This is a genomic window from Bacillus gaemokensis (assembly GCF_001590835.1).
Lineage (GTDB): Bacteria > Bacillota > Bacilli > Bacillales > Bacillaceae_G > Bacillus_A > Bacillus_A gaemokensis.
Map to the genome: position 1 here is coordinate 331,671 of NZ_LTAQ01000012.1, position 19,287 is coordinate 350,957.

18 protein-coding genes and 1 pseudogene are annotated in these 19,287 nt (G+C 38.3%); 16 read left to right on the top strand and 3 right to left on the bottom strand.

What is annotated here, in order from left to right:
• Positions 1–161: 161 nt before the first annotated feature.
• The 16 genes and pseudogenes from uvrB (at position 162) to AZF08_RS12895 (ending at position 16,829) form a co-directional block, all read left to right on the top strand.
• Positions 162–2,138: an excinuclease ABC subunit UvrB gene (uvrB, locus tag AZF08_RS12820; RefSeq protein ID WP_033673217.1), complete on the top strand. Its 1,977-nt coding sequence runs from the start codon at positions 162–164 to the stop codon at positions 2,136–2,138.
• Positions 2,139–2,140: 2 nt separating this feature from the next.
• Positions 2,141–5,014 carry an excinuclease ABC subunit UvrA gene (uvrA, locus tag AZF08_RS12825; RefSeq protein ID WP_033673216.1) on the top strand — a complete coding sequence of 958 codons (2,874 nt, stop codon included), beginning with the start codon at positions 2,141–2,143 and terminating at the stop codon, positions 5,012–5,014.
• Between the two features lie 43 nt (positions 5,015–5,057).
• Positions 5,058–5,503, top strand: a pseudogene (locus AZF08_RS12830) (DUF4275 family protein).
• A gap of 323 nt (positions 5,504–5,826) precedes the next feature.
• Positions 5,827–6,201, top strand: a complete 375-nt coding sequence (locus tag AZF08_RS12835) for a phage holin family protein (RefSeq protein ID WP_033673215.1) — start codon at positions 5,827–5,829, stop codon at positions 6,199–6,201.
• Positions 6,202–6,363: 162 nt separating this feature from the next.
• Positions 6,364–7,293 (top strand): HPr(Ser) kinase/phosphatase, encoded by a 930-nt coding sequence (hprK, locus tag AZF08_RS12840; RefSeq protein WP_033673214.1) that lies wholly within the window; start codon positions 6,364–6,366, stop codon positions 7,291–7,293.
• A 28-nt stretch (positions 7,294–7,321) separates the two neighbouring features.
• Positions 7,322–8,134, top strand: a complete 813-nt coding sequence (lgt, locus tag AZF08_RS12845; RefSeq protein WP_033673574.1) for a prolipoprotein diacylglyceryl transferase — start codon at positions 7,322–7,324, stop codon at positions 8,132–8,134.
• A gap of 79 nt (positions 8,135–8,213) precedes the next feature.
• Positions 8,214–8,852: a pyrophosphatase PpaX gene (ppaX, locus tag AZF08_RS12850; RefSeq protein WP_033673213.1), complete on the top strand. Its 639-nt coding sequence runs from the start codon at positions 8,214–8,216 to the stop codon at positions 8,850–8,852.
• A 21-nt stretch (positions 8,853–8,873) separates the two neighbouring features.
• Positions 8,874–9,386 (top strand): acyltransferase, encoded by a 513-nt coding sequence (locus tag AZF08_RS12855; protein ID WP_033673212.1) that lies wholly within the window; start codon positions 8,874–8,876, stop codon positions 9,384–9,386.
• Between the two features lie 139 nt (positions 9,387–9,525).
• A complete protein-coding gene (locus AZF08_RS12860; protein WP_033673211.1) occupies positions 9,526–11,037 on the top strand; it encodes a tetratricopeptide repeat protein in 1,512 nt (503 codons plus the stop codon).
• Positions 11,038–11,114: 77 nt separating this feature from the next.
• Positions 11,115–12,071: a thioredoxin-disulfide reductase gene (gene trxB / locus AZF08_RS12865; RefSeq protein WP_033673210.1), complete on the top strand. Its 957-nt coding sequence runs from the start codon at positions 11,115–11,117 to the stop codon at positions 12,069–12,071.
• A 175-nt stretch (positions 12,072–12,246) separates the two neighbouring features.
• On the top strand, positions 12,247–13,053 hold the full coding sequence (locus AZF08_RS12870; protein WP_033673209.1) for a DUF368 domain-containing protein: 807 nt from the start codon (positions 12,247–12,249) through the stop codon (positions 13,051–13,053).
• 140 nt (positions 13,054–13,193) lie between these two features.
• Complete coding sequence (locus AZF08_RS12875; RefSeq protein WP_033673208.1) at positions 13,194–13,652, top strand: NUDIX hydrolase; 459 nt, start codon at positions 13,194–13,196, stop codon at positions 13,650–13,652.
• 21 nt (positions 13,653–13,673) lie between these two features.
• Positions 13,674–14,555 carry an RNase adapter RapZ gene (gene rapZ / locus AZF08_RS12880; protein WP_033673207.1) on the top strand — a complete coding sequence of 294 codons (882 nt, stop codon included), beginning with the start codon at positions 13,674–13,676 and terminating at the stop codon, positions 14,553–14,555.
• A gap of 3 nt (positions 14,556–14,558) precedes the next feature.
• On the top strand, positions 14,559–15,512 hold the full coding sequence (locus AZF08_RS12885) for a gluconeogenesis factor YvcK family protein (protein WP_033673206.1): 954 nt from the start codon (positions 14,559–14,561) through the stop codon (positions 15,510–15,512).
• Between the two features lie 87 nt (positions 15,513–15,599).
• Complete coding sequence (gene whiA / locus AZF08_RS12890; RefSeq protein ID WP_033673205.1) at positions 15,600–16,550, top strand: DNA-binding protein WhiA; 951 nt, start codon at positions 15,600–15,602, stop codon at positions 16,548–16,550.
• A 21-nt stretch (positions 16,551–16,571) separates the two neighbouring features.
• Positions 16,572–16,829: an HPr family phosphocarrier protein gene (locus AZF08_RS12895; RefSeq protein ID WP_033673204.1), complete on the top strand. Its 258-nt coding sequence runs from the start codon at positions 16,572–16,574 to the stop codon at positions 16,827–16,829.
• Positions 16,830–17,350: 521 nt separating this feature from the next.
• On the opposite strand, the gene clpP is transcribed toward AZF08_RS12895, so the two are convergent.
• The 3 genes from clpP to AZF08_RS12910 all read right to left on the bottom strand — a co-directional run bounded on the left by clpP (position 17,351) and on the right by AZF08_RS12910 (position 19,280).
• Positions 17,351–17,932, bottom strand: a complete 582-nt coding sequence (gene clpP / locus AZF08_RS12900; protein ID WP_001049156.1) for an ATP-dependent Clp endopeptidase proteolytic subunit ClpP — start codon at positions 17,930–17,932, stop codon at positions 17,351–17,353.
• Between the two features lie 250 nt (positions 17,933–18,182).
• Positions 18,183–19,052 carry a DUF421 domain-containing protein gene (locus tag AZF08_RS12905; RefSeq protein ID WP_033673203.1) on the bottom strand — a complete coding sequence of 290 codons (870 nt, stop codon included), beginning with the start codon at positions 19,050–19,052 and terminating at the stop codon, positions 18,183–18,185.
• Between the two features lie 21 nt (positions 19,053–19,073).
• Positions 19,074–19,280, bottom strand: a complete 207-nt coding sequence (locus AZF08_RS12910; RefSeq protein ID WP_033673202.1) for a DUF1657 domain-containing protein — start codon at positions 19,278–19,280, stop codon at positions 19,074–19,076.
• Positions 19,281–19,287: the final 7 nt, after the last annotated feature.

Below are 19,287 nucleotides of genomic sequence, written 5' to 3' on the forward strand. Positions count from 1 at the left end.
TTAGATAAAAGAGGGAAGGGGCTTATAAAAAGAAGGAACCTTCCTTTTTCTATGTCTACATTGTCGAATTTTTTACCGAATATCTGTTCGTTTTTTTGGTTTTTTTATGGGCATTCGTGGTAAAATGAGAATATAGATTTTTACGAGGAGGGCGGATTTATTTGGAACATCAATTTGAAATTGTCTCAGAATATTCCCCGCAAGGTGATCAGCCAAGAGCGATAGAGCAGCTGACAGCAGGGATTCAAAATGGTAAGAAGCATCAAGTGTTGCTTGGAGCAACAGGAACGGGAAAGACATTTACGATTTCAAATGTCATTAAAGAAGTGAAGAAGCCAACACTTGTGATGGCTCATAATAAAACGTTGGCGGGACAGCTATACAGCGAGTTGAAAGATTTCTTTCCCAACAATGCTGTAGAGTATTTTGTTAGTTATTACGATTATTATCAGCCGGAAGCATATGTGCCACAAACCGATACATTTATTGAAAAAGATGCGCAAATTAATGATGAGATTGATAAATTGCGTCACTCCGCAACGTCAGCCTTGTTTGAACGAGATGATGTCATCATTGTAGCGAGTGTTTCTTGCATTTACGGTTTAGGTTCTCCAGAAGAATACCGTGAACTTGTTGTTTCTTTACGTGTTGGTATGGAGAAGGAACGCAATCAATTGCTTCGTGAACTTGTTGATGTGCAGTACGGCCGTAATGATATTGATTTCAAGCGCGGGACATTTCGTGTGCGCGGCGATGTAGTTGAGATTTTCCCAGCGTCACTTGATGAACATTGCATTCGAATTGAGTTTTTTGGTGATGAGATTGATCGTATCAGGGAAGTGAATGCATTAACAGGCGAAGTATTAGCAGAACGTGAACATGTGGCAATCTTCCCAGCATCTCACTTCGTTACACGTGAAGAAAAAATGAAAGTTGCCATTGAAAATATTGAAAAAGAATTAGAAGAACGGTTAAAGGAATTAAATGATAACGGTAAATTGTTAGAAGCACAGCGGATTGAGCAACGAACTCGTTACGATTTAGAAATGATGCGCGAGATGGGATTTTGTTCAGGGATTGAAAATTACTCCCGTCATTTGACACTTCGCCCAGCTGGTTCAACACCATATACATTAATAGATTACTTCCCTGATGATTTCTTAATTGTTATGGATGAGTCACATGTAACAGTGCCACAAGTAAGAGCAATGTATAACGGAGATCAGGCACGTAAACAAGTGCTTGTTGATCATGGATTCCGTCTGCCATCAGCGATGGATAACAGACCGCTTATGTTTGAAGAGTTTGAAGAAAAGACGAATCAAGTTGTGTACGTATCAGCAACGCCGGGGCCATATGAACTAGAGCTGGCGCCAGAAGTAGTGGAGCAAATTATTCGTCCAACTGGCCTTTTAGATCCACAAATCGAGGTAAGACCGATTGAAGGACAAATTGATGATTTATTAGGAGAAATTCATGATCGGATTGCGAAGAATGAACGCGTATTAATTACGACATTAACAAAGAAAATGTCAGAGGATTTAACAGATTACTTAAAAGAAGTAGGCATTAAAGTTAACTACTTACATTCTGAAATTAAAACACTTGAGCGGATTGAAATTATTCGTGATTTGCGCCTTGGTAAATTTGATGTGCTTATTGGCATTAATCTGTTGCGAGAAGGGCTTGATATTCCAGAAGTATCACTTGTCGCTATTTTAGATGCGGATAAAGAAGGTTTCTTACGTTCGGAGCGATCACTGATTCAGACGATTGGCCGGGCAGCGCGTAATGAACATGGTCATGTAATCATGTACGCAGATCGCATAACAAGGTCAATGGGAATTGCAATCGAGGAAACGCAGCGTCGCCGTCAAAAGCAAGAAGCTTACAATGAAGAACATGGTATTACACCGAAAACAATTCAAAAAGAAGTACGTGATGTAATTCGTGCAACAACGGCTGCAGAGAGTGCGGAAACGTATGAGACAGCACCTACTAAGAAAATGACGAAAAAAGAACGTGAAAATACAATTGCGAAAATGGAAGCAGAAATGAAGGAAGCGGCGAAAGCACTCGACTTCGAACGTGCAGCTGAACTAAGAGATCTACTACTAGAATTAAAAGCGGAAGGGTGAAGATGGTGAGCAAGGACTTTATCGTTGTAAAAGGTGCGAGAGCGCACAACTTAAAAAATATTGATGTAACCATTCCAAGAAATCAACTTGTTGTTGTGACAGGTTTATCTGGATCAGGGAAATCATCATTAGCGTTTGATACGATTTATGCGGAAGGGCAGCGTAGGTACGTGGAATCTTTATCGGCGTATGCGCGCCAGTTTTTAGGACAAATGGATAAGCCGGATGTGGATACAATTGAAGGATTGTCTCCAGCGATTTCAATCGATCAAAAAACGACGAGTCGTAATCCTCGTTCAACGGTCGGAACGGTAACGGAGATTTATGATTATTTACGTCTATTATTTGCACGTATTGGGACTCCAATCTGTCCGAACCATGGAATTGAGATTACATCACAAACAGTAGAACAAATGGTAGACCGTGTTTTGGAATATCCAGAGCGTACGAAGTTACAAGTGTTAGCACCTATCGTATCAGGGCGTAAAGGTGCACACGTGAAAGTATTAGAAGATATAAAGAAACAAGGGTATGTGCGCGTTCGTGTTGATGGAGAGATGCTTGATGTGTCTGACGAGATTACGTTAGATAAAAATAAGAAGCATTCGATTGAAGTTGTAATTGACCGTATTGTGGTGAAAGAAGGAGTTGCAAGCCGTCTTGCGGACTCTCTTGAAAGTGCACTCAAGCTTGGCGGAGGTCGCGTACTAATCGACGTGATTGGAGAAGAGGAGCTTTTATTTAGTGAGCACCATGCTTGTCCGCATTGTGGTTTTTCAATCGGTGAATTAGAACCACGTATGTTCTCTTTCAATAGTCCATTCGGTGCATGTCCGTCTTGTGATGGACTTGGTTCGAAACTAGAGGTCGATTTAGAGCTTGTTATTCCAAACTGGGATTTATCCTTAAATGGACATGCGATTGCTCCTTGGGAACCAACAAGTTCACAATATTATCCACAATTATTACAATCCGTGTGCAACCATTACGGCATTGATATGGATATGCCTGTAAAGGATATACCGAAAGATTTGTTTGATAAAGTATTGTACGGAAGCGGAGAAGAAAAAGTGTATTTCCGTTATGTGAATGATTTTGGACAAGTGAAAGAAAGTGAGATTCTATTTGAAGGAGTTATCCCGAATATTGAACGTCGCTATCGTGAAACGAGTTCAGATTATATTCGTGAACAAATGGAGAAGTATATGGCGGAGCAAGCGTGTCCGAAGTGTAAAGGCGGCCGATTAAAGCCAGAAAGCCTAGCTGTTTTTGTTGGCGGGAAAACAATTGCGGATGTAACGAAGTACTCTGTCCAAGAAGTATACGACTTCTTTTCAAACGTTGAATTAACTGAAAAGCAGCAAAAGATTTCGCACTTAATTTTCCGAGAAATTAAGGAGCGTGTAGGGTTCTTAATTAACGTAGGACTAGATTACTTAACATTAAGTCGTGCAGCAGGGACGCTATCAGGCGGTGAAGCGCAACGTATTCGCCTTGCAACGCAAATTGGCTCACGTCTAACTGGTGTACTTTATATTTTAGATGAACCTTCTATTGGCTTACATCAGCGCGACAATGATCGCTTGATTCGTACATTGCAGGAAATGCGTGATTTAGGAAATACGCTAATTGTTGTTGAGCATGATGAAGATACAATGATGGCTGCAGATTATTTACTTGATATTGGACCTGGTGCAGGTATTCACGGTGGGCAAGTTGTCTCGGCTGGTGCACCAACTGAAGTGATGAATGATGATAAATCATTAACAGGCCAATATTTAAGTGGTAAGAAGTTTATCCCTGTTCCTCTTGAGAGACGGAAAGGGGACGGACGTAAAGTTGAAATTATCGGAGCGAAAGAAAATAACTTACAAAATGCGAAAATGTCATTCCCGCTTGGTACATTTGTAGCGGTAACCGGCGTATCTGGTTCCGGAAAAAGTACAATGATTAATGAAGTGTTATATAAATCGTTAGCGCAGAAATTATATAAAGCAAAAAGTAAGCCAGGAGCTCATAAGCAGATTAAGGGACTTGAGCATTTAGATAAAGTTATTGATATTGATCAATCACCAATCGGACGTACGCCGCGTTCAAATCCAGCGACATATACCGGCGTATTTGATGATATTCGTGATGTGTTTGCCCAAACGAATGAAGCGAAAGTACGTGGATATCAAAAAGGACGCTTTAGTTTTAATGTAAAAGGCGGGCGTTGTGAAGCTTGCCGCGGTGATGGGATCATTAAAATTGAAATGCACTTCTTACCAGATGTGTATGTTCCGTGTGAAGTATGCCACGGGAAACGTTATAATCGTGAGACGTTAGAAGTGAAGTATAAAGATAAGAACATTTCTGAAGTGTTAGAGATGACAATTGATGATGGGGTAGAATTCTTTGCTAATATCCCAAAAATTAAAAGGAAGTTACAGACACTTGTAGATGTAGGTCTTGGCTATATGAAGCTAGGGCAGCCAGCTACTACGTTATCAGGTGGTGAAGCGCAGCGTGTGAAATTAGCATCTGAATTACATCGCCGATCTACAGGACGTACGTTATATATTTTAGATGAGCCGACTACAGGTTTACATGTACATGATATCGCACGTCTTCTAGAGGTATTACAGCGCCTTGTTGAAAATGGGGAAACGGTACTTGTGATTGAGCACAACTTAGATGTTATTAAGACCGCTGATTATATTGTTGACCTTGGACCAGAAGGTGGAGACAAAGGTGGACAAATTGTTGCTTCAGGGACACCGGAGCAAGTTGTAAAAGAAGAGCGTTCGTATACAGGAAAGTATTTAAAAGAGGTTTTAAATCGTGATACAGCTCGTATGAAAGAGAAGCTAGAAGAGATTGAGGTAAGGAGCTAAGCCTATTTGGGTAGCTCCTTGTTTTCTTTTTGGGAGGGGCAAGGTGGAATTCATAGATATATTGAAAAATAAAAAAATGAAAGTAAGAGAGATCCCTAAGTGGGGAACGTATTTAAGAAAGCAGTGGGAAATCCATTTTGCAAATCATTTAAGTCGTGAAGAAAAAGAAATGATTCATCTATATAATGACCGTTATGCATGTGGGTATTTGTGGCATTTGTTTGGTTATGAAAAAAGGGGTTATGTAGAAGAAGGGTAAGCAGAAAAAGCATTTAGTAATGAAAGAATACTTGTTATATTTTTTATCAACATTCTGATGATGCACTCATTCTTGAGAACGCATCTTTACTTCATGCAAATGACTTAACACATGAAACTGATATATATAAAGTTGATATATATGTTGTAGATAAGGGATTCACTTGGACTTATGTACAAACGCATGAAACCGGTTGGTGTGGTCCGTATTTTATCTGGGAAAAATGGTAAGGTTGTAAGGAAACTACTTTAGAATGATAGGTATACAAGTATGAAGGATGGAATAAGTTGTTATATAAATTCATTTTGATTTTCCTACTATACAAGTCGTGGCTATGAAAACAAAAGGGAACCTACACTCATTTCCTCATTTTGTTTTCACATGGCATGGGGCAGGAAAAGGATCTGACCGCTCCAATACATGGCTGGATCCTCTCTTCCCACCAAAAAAGGAAAGGTCTTCTCTCAGTTTTTCAATTTATTTACATGGTACTTGGCGTTTCCTATCCATTAGCGTATGATTAAACATATATGTCAAAAGGATGTGTAAGAAAATGAGATGGATTCTATCACTTCTTGTAAATAGCGTTGTATTAATTGTTGTATCAGGTCTTCTAAAGGGGATCGCACCAGACGCATTTTACATAGAAAATATACAAACGGCAATTATTGCGAGCATTATTTTATCGATATTGAATGTGTTTGTAAAACCTTTATTAATTTTAATTACATTGCCAATCACTGTGTTAACATTCGGCTTCTTCTTAGTTGTAATTAATGCAATTACTCTTAAGATAACAGATTCGTTACTAGGCGATGCTTTCAACATATCAGGATTCGGTGTGGCGATTCTTGCGGCAATTTGTATTTCTATTTTCAATATGCTGATTGATAAAGTGATTGTTGAGCCCCTATCTGAGAAGAAATAGAAAAGTGACAAAAAGAAAAACATTTCATGAAGTCCATGAAATGTTTTTTTCTATTTATTAGAAACCATATTTCTTGTTTTCAGAAAAAAATGGTACAATATCGGTTAGAGTGGAATTTTGCATCAAATGAGACTGAACCCGCAGCGGAGTGGAGGTTTACATATGCCGAAAGTAAGGACAAAAGATTTAATTGAACAGTTTCAATTGGAATTATTAAGTGGTGAAGAAGGTATTCACCGTCCGATTGATACGAGTGATTTATCGCGACCTGGAATTGAAATGGCAGGATTTTTCACATATTATCCAGCTGATCGCGTACAGCTCCTTGGAAAAACGGAGCTTACTTTTTTCGATACATTAACAAATGAACAAAAACAAGAAAGAATGAAAGTTCTTTGTACAGAAGAAACGCCTTGTATTATTGTAACTCGTAGTCAAGATATACCGGAGGAACTATTACAAGCATCACGTGAGTCTGGTGTGCCTCTTTTATGTTCTTCTCAAACGACAACAAGACTATCAAGTCGTTTAACAAACTATTTAGAAGGTAAGTTAGCACCGACAACTGCCGTTCATGGTGTGTTAGTAGATATTTACGGAGTTGGTGTTTTAATTACAGGTCAAAGTGGTGTTGGGAAAAGTGAGACAGCACTTGAACTTGTAAAGCGTGGTCATCGTTTAGTTGCTGATGATAGCGTAGAAATTCGTCAAGAAGATGAAGATACATTAGTGGGAAGCTCTCCAGATTTAATTGAGCATTTACTAGAAATTCGTGGTTTAGGTATCATTAATGTAATGACGTTATTTGGTGCAGGAGCAGTGCGGAATTATAAGCGTATTACACTTGTAATTAGCCTTGAGATTTGGGATCAAAAGAAAAATTATGATCGCCTAGGTCTTGATGAAGAGAAGATGAAGATTATAGATACAGAACTTACGAAGATCACACTTCCAGTTCGTCCTGGCCGAAACTTAGCTGTAATTATTGAAGTAGCAGCAATGAACTTCAGATTAAAACGTATGGGAGTTAATGCGGCACAACAGTTTTCCGAGCGCTTAATGAGTGCGATTGAACTAGGGAATCAGGAGTAGAGTGGAAGAAGGAGGTCATGTCATGCATATGCTGTTAGGTTCTGTACCACAGCTAGATCGTGTAGCCGTTCAACTTGGGCCATTCCCAGTTTATTGGTATGGGATTATTATCGGTACAGGGGTGCTATTAGGTCTTTGGCTTGCTACTCGCGAGGGTGAACGATTAGGTATTCAAAAAGATACATTTGTCGATCTTGTTTTAATTGCAGTACCAATTGCCATTATTTGTGCAAGAGCATACTACGTTATTTTTGAATGGGAATATTACATGCAAAATCCGAGCCAAATTGTTAATATTCGTCAAGGTGGCTTGGCGATTCATGGCGGTTTAATCGGGGCTGTTATTACTGGTCTTATTTTTGCGAAAAGACGCGGTGTGTCATTTTGGAAGTTAGCTGATATTGCGGCACCAAGTATTCTACTTGGACAAGCAATTGGTCGCTGGGGAAACTTTATGAACCAAGAGGCCCATGGTCGTGAAGTAACAAGACAATTTTTAGAAAACTTGCATTTACCACAGTTTATTGTGAATCAAATGTATATTGATGGTGTTTACTATCATCCAACGTTCTTATATGAATCATTATGGAATTTTGCTGGTGTAATTCTATTATTATTACTCCGTAAAGCGAATTTACGCCGTGGAGAATTATTCTTTACGTATTTAATTTGGTATTCAGTGGGACGCTTCTTTGTGGAAGGTTTACGTACAGATAGTTTAATGTTAGGACCACTTCGTATTGCACAAGTGATGTCCATCGGGCTTGTTGTCATTTCTATCATTTTCATTATTGTGAGACGTAAAATGGGGCAAGCTGATAAAAGATATTCAGAAAACTAGAGAAAAGTAGCATCTTACATGAGATGCTGCTTCTTTCATATTCAGACAACTGAAGAATAGGCAGGAAGGGACCCGGAAAATGAACATAAATACAGTGTTATTTGATTTAGATGGAACGTTAATTAATACAAATGAACTTATTATTTCTTCTTTTTTACACACGTTAAATAAATATTATCCAAATCAGTATAAGCGTGAAGATGTATTGCCATTTATCGGTCCATCTTTGCAAGATACATTCGGCTCAATTGATGAGGGCAGGGTAGAAGAGATGATTACGTGCTATCGTCAGTTTAATCATGAGCATCATGATGAACTAGTAGAAGAATATGAAACTGTTTGTGAAACGGTTCAAGAATTAAAGAAGCAGGGTTATAAAATTGGGATTGTTACAACGAAAGCAAGGCAAACGGTAGAAATGGGCTTACAACTGTCGAAATTAAAAGCGTTTTTTGATGTTGTCGTTACAATTGACGATGTGGAACATGTAAAGCCACATCCAGAACCGATTCAAAAGGCACTACAATTACTGGATGCAAAATCGGAAGAAACATTAATGGTTGGCGATAACCATCACGATATTGTAGGTGGACAAAACGCAGGCACGAAAACAGCAGCGGTAGCATGGACGATTAAAGGTAGAGCGTATTTAGAATCATATAAACCTGACTATGTGTTAGATAAAATGAGTGACTTGTTATCTATTTTGTCTGAATAGCAGATAAGGGGAGAGAGCAAAGTGCGACGTACAACGCGCTACCCTGTTTCAGGAGCAAATTCATTATGGAATGTATATAAAACAGTATCCTTTTGGAAGGTAATGAAGAACTTTATTATCATTCAAATTGCACGATATACACCATTTTTATCAATGAAAAATTGGCTGTATCGCACATTTTTACGGATGCGAGTCGGAGAGCAAACATCATTTGCGCTCATGGCTATGCCGGATATTATGTTTCCAGAAAAGATTACAGTTGGAACAAATTCAATCATTGGCTATAACACAACGATTTTAGCCCATGAATATTTAATGAAGGAATATCGCCTCGGGGAAGTTGTCATAGGAGATGAAGTGATGATCGGAGCGAATTCAACTGTATTGCCAGGTGTGAAGATTGGGGACGGTGCCATTGTTTCAGCAGGTACGCTTGTTCACCGGGATGTACCAAGCGGTGCTTTTGTAGGTGGAAATCCAATGCGCATTATTTATACGAAAGAAGAAATGGCAGTGAGAGAAGGGAAATGTTAAAAATGTAACATTTTTCTGCTCTTTTTATGAATGAAAAGGAAATAATTGATTATAATATACTGTTTTGTTTTTTACGGAATCGTTTATACTTATAGATAAAAGAGTGTATGAGCGAAGAAAACAAAAAACTGGAGGATATATGGGGAAAAATCAAAGTGTTTATAAGGAGAGCGGACAAGTTATCTCTTTTAATCAATTAGCGGATTTCTTTTATAAAAAAGGGATGAAGGCTTATCGTAATCACAAATTACAAGATGCAATTAAATATTTTCGAAGAGCAGCACAAAGTGAGAAAGAGCCGTTTATTTTATGCCAGTTAGCAACGGTATTATCTGAGGTTGGAGAGTATCAAGAATCGAATCAAATTTTCTTGAAACTCATTCGTTCTAATCCTGATATTGAACAGTGCTATTACTTTGTAGCTAATAATTATGCATATCTTGGATTATTTCAGCAGGCGAAAAAGTATGCAGAGCAATATTTGGAGGTTGCCACAGAAAAGGAATTTGTGGAAGATACGCTAGAATTGCTTGAAATTATGGAAGAAGAATCGATGGATGCGGAAGAAATCGAAGATGAGGATGAGTTAATTGTCATGCAAGAACAGGCGAATCGTTACATTCGTAGCGGGCAATTAGAAGAAGCGATTGCTACACTTGAAGTTGTTACGAAAGATTATCCAGAATTTTGGTCGGGTTATAACAACTTAGCAATTGCTCATTTTCAGTTAGGTAATGTAGATAAGGCACTCAAGTTAACGGAAATGATTTTAGAGAAAAATCCTGGTAATATTCACGCGCTTTGTAATACGCTTATTTTTCTATATTCAATTGGAGAGCATAAACAAGTAGAAGCATTAGCAGAACAATTAGAATCTGTATATCCGATGTCATTTGAGCATCGTTTAAAGCTTGGGACAACATTTGCAACAATTGGTCATTTTGCGCCTGCGTATAAGTGGTTAAGGTTATTAAAACGCCAAGGGTATGAGGGCGATGTTAGCTTTTATTATTGGTTTGCATACTCTGCTTATATGGTAAAGGATCAGCATACAGCGGAAAAAATGTGGAAATTAGTTGTAGAATTACATCCTGATAAAAAAGGAAAAGAGCCGTGGAATGCTTTAAATCTAGCTGACGAAGGGCAAAATGTTTTATTTGAAGAACTGCGAAAGTCTTTTCAGCAAAGTGCAACGTTAGAAGAACAAATGTTAGCACTGTATTTAATGAATGAACTAACAACACCTGAAAAAATCGGTTTTTTCTTTGATGTAGCGCAAGCTAAAAATGGTGTGCCGATTGTTTCTCAGCTTGCAAAGTACTTCTTTTTACTTAGTAGTCATAAGAGTATTCCAGGAGATTTACAACCGTTTGAACAATGTATTCGGATCGCGGATGCCTTATATAACTATACGAGTAAAGAAGACGAATTGGTTGAAGAGTGCTTACATTTTTGGTTTTGTACTTTTATACGTTTATATACATCTGGGACGGTCTTTACGAATGTGTTTGGTTGGTCTGCGGCGATCGAATATGTTGTCCGCCTAGAACAAAAAAACAAGATGACACAGGAAGAACTTGGAAATGCATATAATGTATCAGTGGCAACTGTGAGAAAATATGTGCAAGCGGTAAAACGTACACATGCATAAGCAAATCATTGGGAAAAAAACGATGCTAACAGTATAATGAGGGTAAGTTACGGTAGGAATGAATAGGAGTGAATCGTGTGTCAGAAGAAAAAATTTATGATGTCATTATTATTGGTGCTGGACCAGCTGGGATGACAGCTGCAGTGTATACGTCTCGTGCAAATTTAAGCACGCTTATGCTTGAACGTGGTATTCCAGGCGGACAAATGGCAAATACAGAAGATGTAGAAAACTATCCAGGTTATGAATCCATTTTAGGGCCTGATTTATCAAATAAAATGTTCGAGCATGCGAAGAAATTTGGTGCTGAATATGCATATGGTGATGTGAAAGAAATCATCGATGGTAAAGAATATAAAACAATTGTAGCTGGTAAAAAAGAATATAAAACACGCGCAATCATCGTTGCAAGTGGTGCAGAGTACAAAAAAATCGGTGTACCAGGTGAAAAAGAACTTGGCGGCCGTGGTGTATCATACTGTGCAGTATGTGATGGTGCATTCTTTAAAGGGAAAGAACTTGTTGTTGTTGGCGGCGGAGACTCTGCTGTTGAGGAAGGTGTGTATTTAACACGCTTTGCATCAAAAGTAACAATCGTTCACCGTCGTGATGCTCTTCGTGCACAGAAAATTTTACAAGATCGTGCTTTCCAAAATGAGAAAGTAGATTTCATTTGGAATCATACTGTGAAAGAAATTAACGAAGAGAACGGTAAAGTAGGTAGTGTAACACTTGTAGATGTAAACAGTGGTGAAGAGCGAGAGTTTAAAACAGACGGTGCTTTCATTTATATCGGAATGTTACCACTATCAAAACCATTTACTGGACTTGGTATTACAAATGAAAATGGTTATATCGAAACAAACGAGCGCATGGAAACGAAAGTTCCTGGTATTTTCGCAGCTGGTGATGTTCGCGAAAAAATGCTTCGTCAAATTGTAACAGCAACTGGCGATGGCAGTATCGCAGCGCAAAGTGCACAGCATTATGTAGAAGAATTGTTAGAGGAATTAAAAACTGTAACAGAAAAATAAGGGATGTGATTCCCTGTTGAGAAGGAAGCTACCTGTATGGATGGTAGCTTTCTTTTTTTATTTTCTACCTAAAATGTCAAATGTTTGTCAAAATTTTTTTGGCTTACAAGATACCTTATTGTTATACTAGAATTTATGGAAAAAATGACTATGAGAAATGAGGAGTTTATTCAGTATGGAATGGCGTAATATATATCGTGGATTTTGTATGGGTGTTAGTGATTTAATTCCTGGTGTTAGTGGCGGAACAATTGCTGTTGTACTAGGGATTTATGAACAATTACTTGCGGCGATTGGTGGATTCTTTAGTCGTGAGTGGAAAAAGCATTTAGGTTTTTTAATTCCGCTTGGTGCTGGTGTAGCGGCAGCGTTTTTAACATTAAGTCATGTTATTAAATACTTATTGGCAAATCACTATGAGCCAACACAGTTTTTCTTTCTTGGTTTAATCTTAAGTATTTTACCAATGTTAATGAGGGAAGCAAACGCAAAGGAAACATTTAAAGGTGGACATACTGTTCTATTACTTGTTGCAGCGGTTCTTGTAGCTGTTACGGCATTCTTTAAGCCAGATAAAGCAGCGGACCCGATTACGACGTTAACAATTTTAAATACGATTGGTCTATTTTTTGCGGGGTGGATGGCTAGTATGGCCATGCTTCTTCCAGGAATCAGTGGATCATTTATTTTATTAATTATCGGTGTATATCCAACAGCAATTAATGCTTTAACAACATTGAACTTGCCTTTAATTGCAGTAATTGGTGCAGGTGTTATGGTTGGATTTGTTGTGAGTAGTAAGGGAATTAGCTATTTATTAAAATATTTTAAAAGTGCAACATTTGCTGCGATTATCGGACTTGTAATTGGATCAATCGCAGTGGTATTTCCAGGCGTGCCGACAGGTGGTATGTCGATTGTAAGTTCTATTATTACGTTTATATTAGGATTTGCGATTGTATCGTATTTTGGTAAAAAATAAGTGATTGGGGGATAGCCCTCAATCACTTTTTTGTTTAATCGTACCCTTATGCTCCTTCATTGTGGCAAACAGTTTTTGATAGTATAATGAGGTGAGTATGTGGCGAAGAAATTCGTTATAAGTAGCTGAGGTGAAGAAACATGCAAAGAGTAACAAACTGTGTGTTAATTAAAGATAATGAAGTACTCCTACTGCAAAAGCCACGCCGAAATTGGTGGGTTGCACCAGGCGGGAAAATGGAGCGCGGTGAAACAGTAAAAGATTCAGTTGTTCGCGAATATCGGGAAGAAACAGGTATTTATTTAAAGAACCCAGCATTAAAGGGTGTTTTCACTTTTGTCATCCAAGAAGGTGATAAGGTTGTTTCCGAATGGATGATGTTTTCCTTCTTAGCAACAGAGTTTGCAGGAGAAAACAAATTAGAAAGCGAAGAAGGCATCATTGGTTGGCATACATTTGATAAAATCGATGCTTTAGCAATGGCGCCGGGAGACTATCATATTATTGATTATTTAATTAAAGGAAATGGAATCATTTACGGTACGTTTGTATATACACCAGATTTTGAATTACTTTCATATCGATTGGACCCAAGCTAAGCCGTTAAGGAGGGGGATACAATGACAGCACATAATGATATAAAGATGGTAATTATTACAGGGATGTCTGGTGCAGGAAAGACAGTAGCCCTGCAAAGTTTTGAAGATTTAGGATATTTTTGTGTAGATAATTTACCTCCGATGTTATTGCCGAAGTTTGTTGAACTGATGGCAGATTCAAAAGGAAAAATGAATAAAGTGGCACTTGGTATTGATTTACGTGGCCGCGAATTTTTTGAACATTTATGGGGAGCTCTTGATGATTTATCTGAACGCACTTGGATTATTCCTCATATTTTATTTTTAGATGCGAAAGATAGCACGCTTGTAACTCGTTACAAAGAAACAAGACGTTCGCATCCACTAGCGCCAACTGGCTTGCCGTTAAAAGGTATTGAAGCAGAGCGTGATTTATTAACTGATATGAAAGCAAGAGCAAATATTGTACTCGATACGTCTGATTTAAAACCAAAAGAATTACGTGAAAAAATTGTTCATCTATTTTCAACGGATAGTGAACAAGCGTTTCGTGTAAATGTCATGTCATTTGGATTTAAATACGGCATTCCAATTGATGCAGATTTAGTATTTGATGTTCGTTTTTTACCAAATCCATACTATATTCCACAAATGAAGCCATTAACAGGACTTGATGAGGAAGTTTCGTCATATGTGCTCAAATTTAATGAAACACATAAGTTTTTAGAAAAGTTGACGGATCTTATTAGTTTCATGCTTCCGCATTATAAACGAGAAGGTAAGAGTCAGCTTGTAATTGCAATTGGATGTACAGGTGGACAACATCGTTCTGTTACGCTTGCAGAATACCTTGGGAAACATTTGAAACCAGAATATATTGTTCATGTATCTCATCGTGATGTGGAGAAGAGAAAGGGCCATTAAGGGATGAAAAAAGAGAGAAAACCTAGAATTGTCATCATGGGAGGAGGAACCGGGCTATCTGTTTTATTGCGAGGATTGAAAAAATATCCCGTTGATATTACAGCGGTTGTTACGGTTGCCGATGATGGAGGCAGTTCGGGTAGATTGCGTGATGAGCTAGAAATTCCACCCCCAGGCGATATTCGTAACGTGCTTGTTGCGTTATCGGATGTAGAGCCACTTGTGGAAGCGTTATTTCAACATCGTTTTACATCTGGAGAAGGATTAACGGGTCATGCGTTAGGAAATTTATTACTTGCGGGTATGACGTCGATTACAGGGGATTTCTTCCATGCGATTACTGAAACGAGTAAAGTGTTGAACGTAAGAGGGCGTGTATTACCAGCAGCAAATCAAAGTGTGGTGCTTCATGCAGAACTAGAAGACGGGCAAATTGTAACAGGTGAATCGAAAATTCCTTACTTTGGAAAGAAAATCAATCGCGTGTTTTTAACCCCAGGTGATGTAGAACCGCTATATGAGACGTTAACTGAAATTCAGCGAGCTGATTTGCTTGTTTTTGGCCCTGGTAGTTTGTATACAAGTATCTTACCGAATTTAATCGTGAAAAAAATTGGGGACGCTGTTCTTGCTGCAAAAGCGAAGAAGGTATATGTATGCAATGTTATGACGCAAGCTGGCGAAACGATGGGATATACAGCATTTGATCATGTGCAAGCGTTACATGATCATCTAGGAAAACCATTTATCGATACGGCGATTGTAAACAATCATGACATTCCTGCTGAATTACGTAAATTGTATAAAGAAGAAATGTCAGAGCCGGTTGTGGTCGATGAAGAACGTTTTGCCGAAAGAAAAATTAATTTGATTCAAGATGAATTAGCAAAGTATGATGACCAAGTTGTAAGGCATGATACATTAAAGTTGGCTTCTATCTTATATTCGTTGTTATAAGCATGCGTTATCTCTTTATGAGATAACGCTACTCATTCATATAGGACAAGATTTTTGTTCCAAAATATCGTATAAGGAGGTGGGACTGTGTCATTTGCATCAGAAACAAAGAAAGAGCTTACAAAGCTTGAAGTGAAGGAATGCTGTGAGAAAGCAGAATTATCGGCATTACTTCGAATGAACGGATCACTTTCTTTTTCAAACCGCCGTCTTTCGATTGATATTCAAACAGAGAATGCAGCAATTGCCAGAAGGATTTATACATTGCTGAAAAAAGGATATGACGTGACGGTAGAATTACTTGTTCGTAAAAAAATGCGACTTAAGAAAAATAATGTTTATATCGTTCGACTTGTTGAAAAATCTCGTGAAATATTAGCGGATCTTCAAATTGTCAGAGAAGACTTTTCATTTATTCGCAATATATCCAAAGAATTAATTGAGAAAAAGTGTTGCAAACGATCGTATTTACGAGGCGCATTTTTGGCAGGTGGTTCAGTAAATAACCCAGAAACATCATCTTATCATTTAGAGGTCTTTTCGTTATACAAGGAACATAATGATTCTATATGTGAACTGATGAACGGATTTGATTTAAATAGTAAGACGTTGGAAAGGCGTAAAGGGTATATTACGTATTTGAAAGAGGCGGAGAAAATTACGGAGTTTTTAAATATTATTGGTGCACATAATGCACTCTTACGCTTTGAAGATATCCGTATTGTTCGTGATATGCGTAATTCAGTCAATCGTTTAGTAAATTGTGAAACAGCCAATTTAAATAAAACAATTGGTGCTGCATTAAGACAAATTGAAAATATTCGTTATATCGATGCAACGGTGGGACTGGATGTCTTGCCGGATAAGTTGCAAGAAATAGCGCAATTACGTATTGACTATCAAGATGTAACATTGAAAGAATTAGGCGAGATGGTATCTGGGGGGAAAATCAGTAAATCAGGTATCAATCATCGCTTGCGTAAAATCGATGAAATTGCAGAGAAATTACGCGCGGGGGAACCGGTAGCAAAAAAATAACGGTAAAGGGGAAATGGAGCTGTGGTTCAAAAAAAGGTTGAAGTTTCATTAAAAAACGGCTTACAAGCACGTCCGGCTGCGTTGTTTGTACAAGAGGCAAATCGTTTTCATGCTGATATTTTCATTGAGAAAGATGGAAAAACAGTCAATGCGAAGAGCATAATGGGGATTATGAGCTTAGCAATTGGATCTGGCAGCAACGTAACAATTACTACAGAAGGTTCAGATGCAGAAGATGCTTTAGAAGCACTAGCTGCATATGTGCAAAATAAACAGTAAAAAGCTATCGCATGGAGCGATAGCTTTTTTAGATTGAATAATCATGTTGTATATTGTCGAACGGTCGATATGTTGTGTCGAATCGCCGATATATGGTGAGAAGCGGTCGATATATTTTAAAAAGCGCTGATATATTGTAAGAAACGGTCGATATAAAGTGAGACTTTAATCAGTGGGGAGCTTACTGTCCGTTAATGCGGGATAAAAAGGCTATCGCATGTAGCGATAGCCTTTTTGGGTAGCGATTCTGAGCGAGCCGCTTCCGCTTTTAAGTATATCCAGCTCCAGCGGCTAGAATGGTCGGTGGCTTCGCTTCTTCCGCCGAGGTAAAAAGCACCTCTTTGTCAGAAGCTCCATCCCCCTCCCATTCTGAGCGAGCCGCTTCCGCTTTTAAGTATATCCAGCTCCAGCGGCTAGAACAGTCGGTCGTTTCACCCCTTCATTCGAGGCAAAAAGCGCCTCGGAATCAGGGGTTCCAACGCCCTCCTGTTCTAAACGAGCCGCTTCCGCTTTTAAGTATATTAACGATTTGTAAAGATTTTATCGATTAAGCCGTATTCTAGTGCTCTTTCAGCTGTCATAAAGTTGTCGCGGTCTGTGTCGCGTTGTAGAACTTCTAATGGTTGACCTGTGCGATCAGCAAGAATTTGGTTTAATTTTTCACGTAAGAATAGGATACGTTTTGCAGCGATTTCGATTTCCGTTGCTTGGCCTTGTGCGCCGCCAAGTGGTTGGTGAATCATAACTTCACTGTTTGGAAGTGCGAAACGTTTTCCTTTTTCACCTGCTGCAAGTAAGAAAGCACCCATAGATGCTGCCATACCGATACAAATTGTTGAAACTTGTGGTTTAATAAATTGCATTGTATCGTAAATTGCCATACCTGCTGTGATAGAACCACCAGGGCTGTTGATGTATATGTGAATATCTTTTTCAGGGTCTTGGGATTCCAAGAATAAAAGTTGGGAAACGATTGAGTTTGCTACGTTGTCATCAATTGCGCTACCAAGCATAATGATGCGGTCTTTTAATAGGCGTGAGTAAATATCGTAAGCGCGTTCTCCACGATTTGTTTGTTCAATTACTGTAGGAATTAAATTCATCTGTTATTTCCTCCTTTGAAAGCTTTCTTAGTCTTATAATACAATTATGGTCAATAAAGGTCAAACGAAACCACCTTAAATCAAAAAAATATGTAGTTGTACCATGATTTATTCGCTATGTTTTTGGAATTCCCTGCTTATGTATCTTCAACATCATAACCGAATTATATAAATTTAAACGTAATGGAAGAAGTGGATTGTTTGTAAAAAAGAAAAGAACGCCTTTTCTATAGAAGCGTTCTCTCGTATATTATTCTTTTAGCAGATAGGTTACTCTATTTAAAATGGTTTCGATATGTTTTGCGTTTTTACTATACATTTGACTTGCTGATTTTGATTGTGTTGCTAATGAGAATAACTCAAGATCAGCCTGGCATTTCTTTAAGGAAGCTAATAATAATGGCTTATCTTGAGGAGAGGGCATTTGAAGTTTATCATCATAGATATCGACAGTGAGTTGGCCGTAAGAGTCAACTTGTCCAATGAAGACATTTTCTATCATAACCCCGATTTTTTCTAATTCGGCGTGAAGCCAGGCGCGATTATGGCCACTAGCTGAAAGAGGTTCATCTAGTACATTTCCATCCATAATTACTGTTTGTGTTTCTTTTGAAGGTGCGATTTGTAGACCAATATCTTTCGGAGTAAGAGGTTGTTTATCTCTTTTTAACAAGACATTTAGTTCACCGCCCGACTCCAGTACAGCATATTCAATATCTGCTATATTAAACGCATTCTTCTTTCTAAGAAGCTCTAGTAATTCATCAATTGTATAATTTTCTTTTTTTAAATTATCCTCAAGAACTTTCCCATCTTTTATAAAAACGGTCGCTTTTCCTTCAATGAAATTTCTAAGTCGCTTGTTTTTTAAAGCAATCATACCTGCGAAAAATGGAACAAGAGAAAAAACAAGCATACTAGAAACACCGTGCCAAAAATTTCGTTCCAGTCCTGTTGTAACTTCAGCGGCGATGTTACCGATTGTCAAGCCTGCAACATATTCGAAAAATGAAAGCTGTGAAATTTGCCTTTTCCCAAGCAATTTTGTCATTGAAAATAAAATAACTAAGAGAGCGAGGGAACGTATAATGACAAGCAGCCAGTCTGATACATGAGGCATGTTAATTTCCTCCTGTTCTACCTAAAATCCTTTATATTGTGGTTCTTCTAGTTCTAATACTGAAATCCGTTTCTTTAGGTCAGCAACTACACTGTCCATTTCTAACATACATTCATGAAAAACGCGTTTTGCTTCCTCGTCAGCAGCGTTTTGTGAAAGGGTGCTTAAGCTTGCCTGGGCTCCCTTCAAACTAGCAAGACACGTTTTGACACTAGCGACAACCGTCATGAAAACA

Coding starts and splice junctions, on each gene's coding strand:
- AZF08_RS12870 (WP_033673209.1), top strand. CDS start 12,247: ATGGAATGGCGTAATATATATCGTGGATTTTGTATGGGTGTTAGTGAT.
- AZF08_RS12885 (WP_033673206.1), top strand. CDS start 14,559: ATGAAAAAAGAGAGAAAACCTAGAATTGTCATCATGGGAGGAGGAACC.
- lgt (WP_033673574.1), top strand. CDS start 7,322: ATGCTGTTAGGTTCTGTACCACAGCTAGATCGTGTAGCCGTTCAACTT.
- AZF08_RS12860 (WP_033673211.1), top strand. CDS start 9,526: ATGGGGAAAAATCAAAGTGTTTATAAGGAGAGCGGACAAGTTATCTCT.
- AZF08_RS12905 (WP_033673203.1), bottom strand. CDS start 19,052: ATGCCTCATGTATCAGACTGGCTGCTTGTCATTATACGTTCCCTCGCT.
- ppaX (WP_033673213.1), top strand. CDS start 8,214: ATGAACATAAATACAGTGTTATTTGATTTAGATGGAACGTTAATTAAT.
- uvrA (WP_033673216.1), top strand. CDS start 2,141: ATGGTGAGCAAGGACTTTATCGTTGTAAAAGGTGCGAGAGCGCACAAC.
- AZF08_RS12835 (WP_033673215.1), top strand. CDS start 5,827: ATGAGATGGATTCTATCACTTCTTGTAAATAGCGTTGTATTAATTGTT.
- rapZ (WP_033673207.1), top strand. CDS start 13,674: ATGACAGCACATAATGATATAAAGATGGTAATTATTACAGGGATGTCT.
- clpP (WP_001049156.1), bottom strand. CDS start 17,932: ATGAATTTAATTCCTACAGTAATTGAACAAACAAATCGTGGAGAACGC.
- hprK (WP_033673214.1), top strand. CDS start 6,364: ATGCCGAAAGTAAGGACAAAAGATTTAATTGAACAGTTTCAATTGGAA.
- AZF08_RS12875 (WP_033673208.1), top strand. CDS start 13,194: ATGCAAAGAGTAACAAACTGTGTGTTAATTAAAGATAATGAAGTACTC.
- AZF08_RS12910 (WP_033673202.1), bottom strand. CDS start 19,280: ATGACGGTTGTCGCTAGTGTCAAAACGTGTCTTGCTAGTTTGAAGGGA.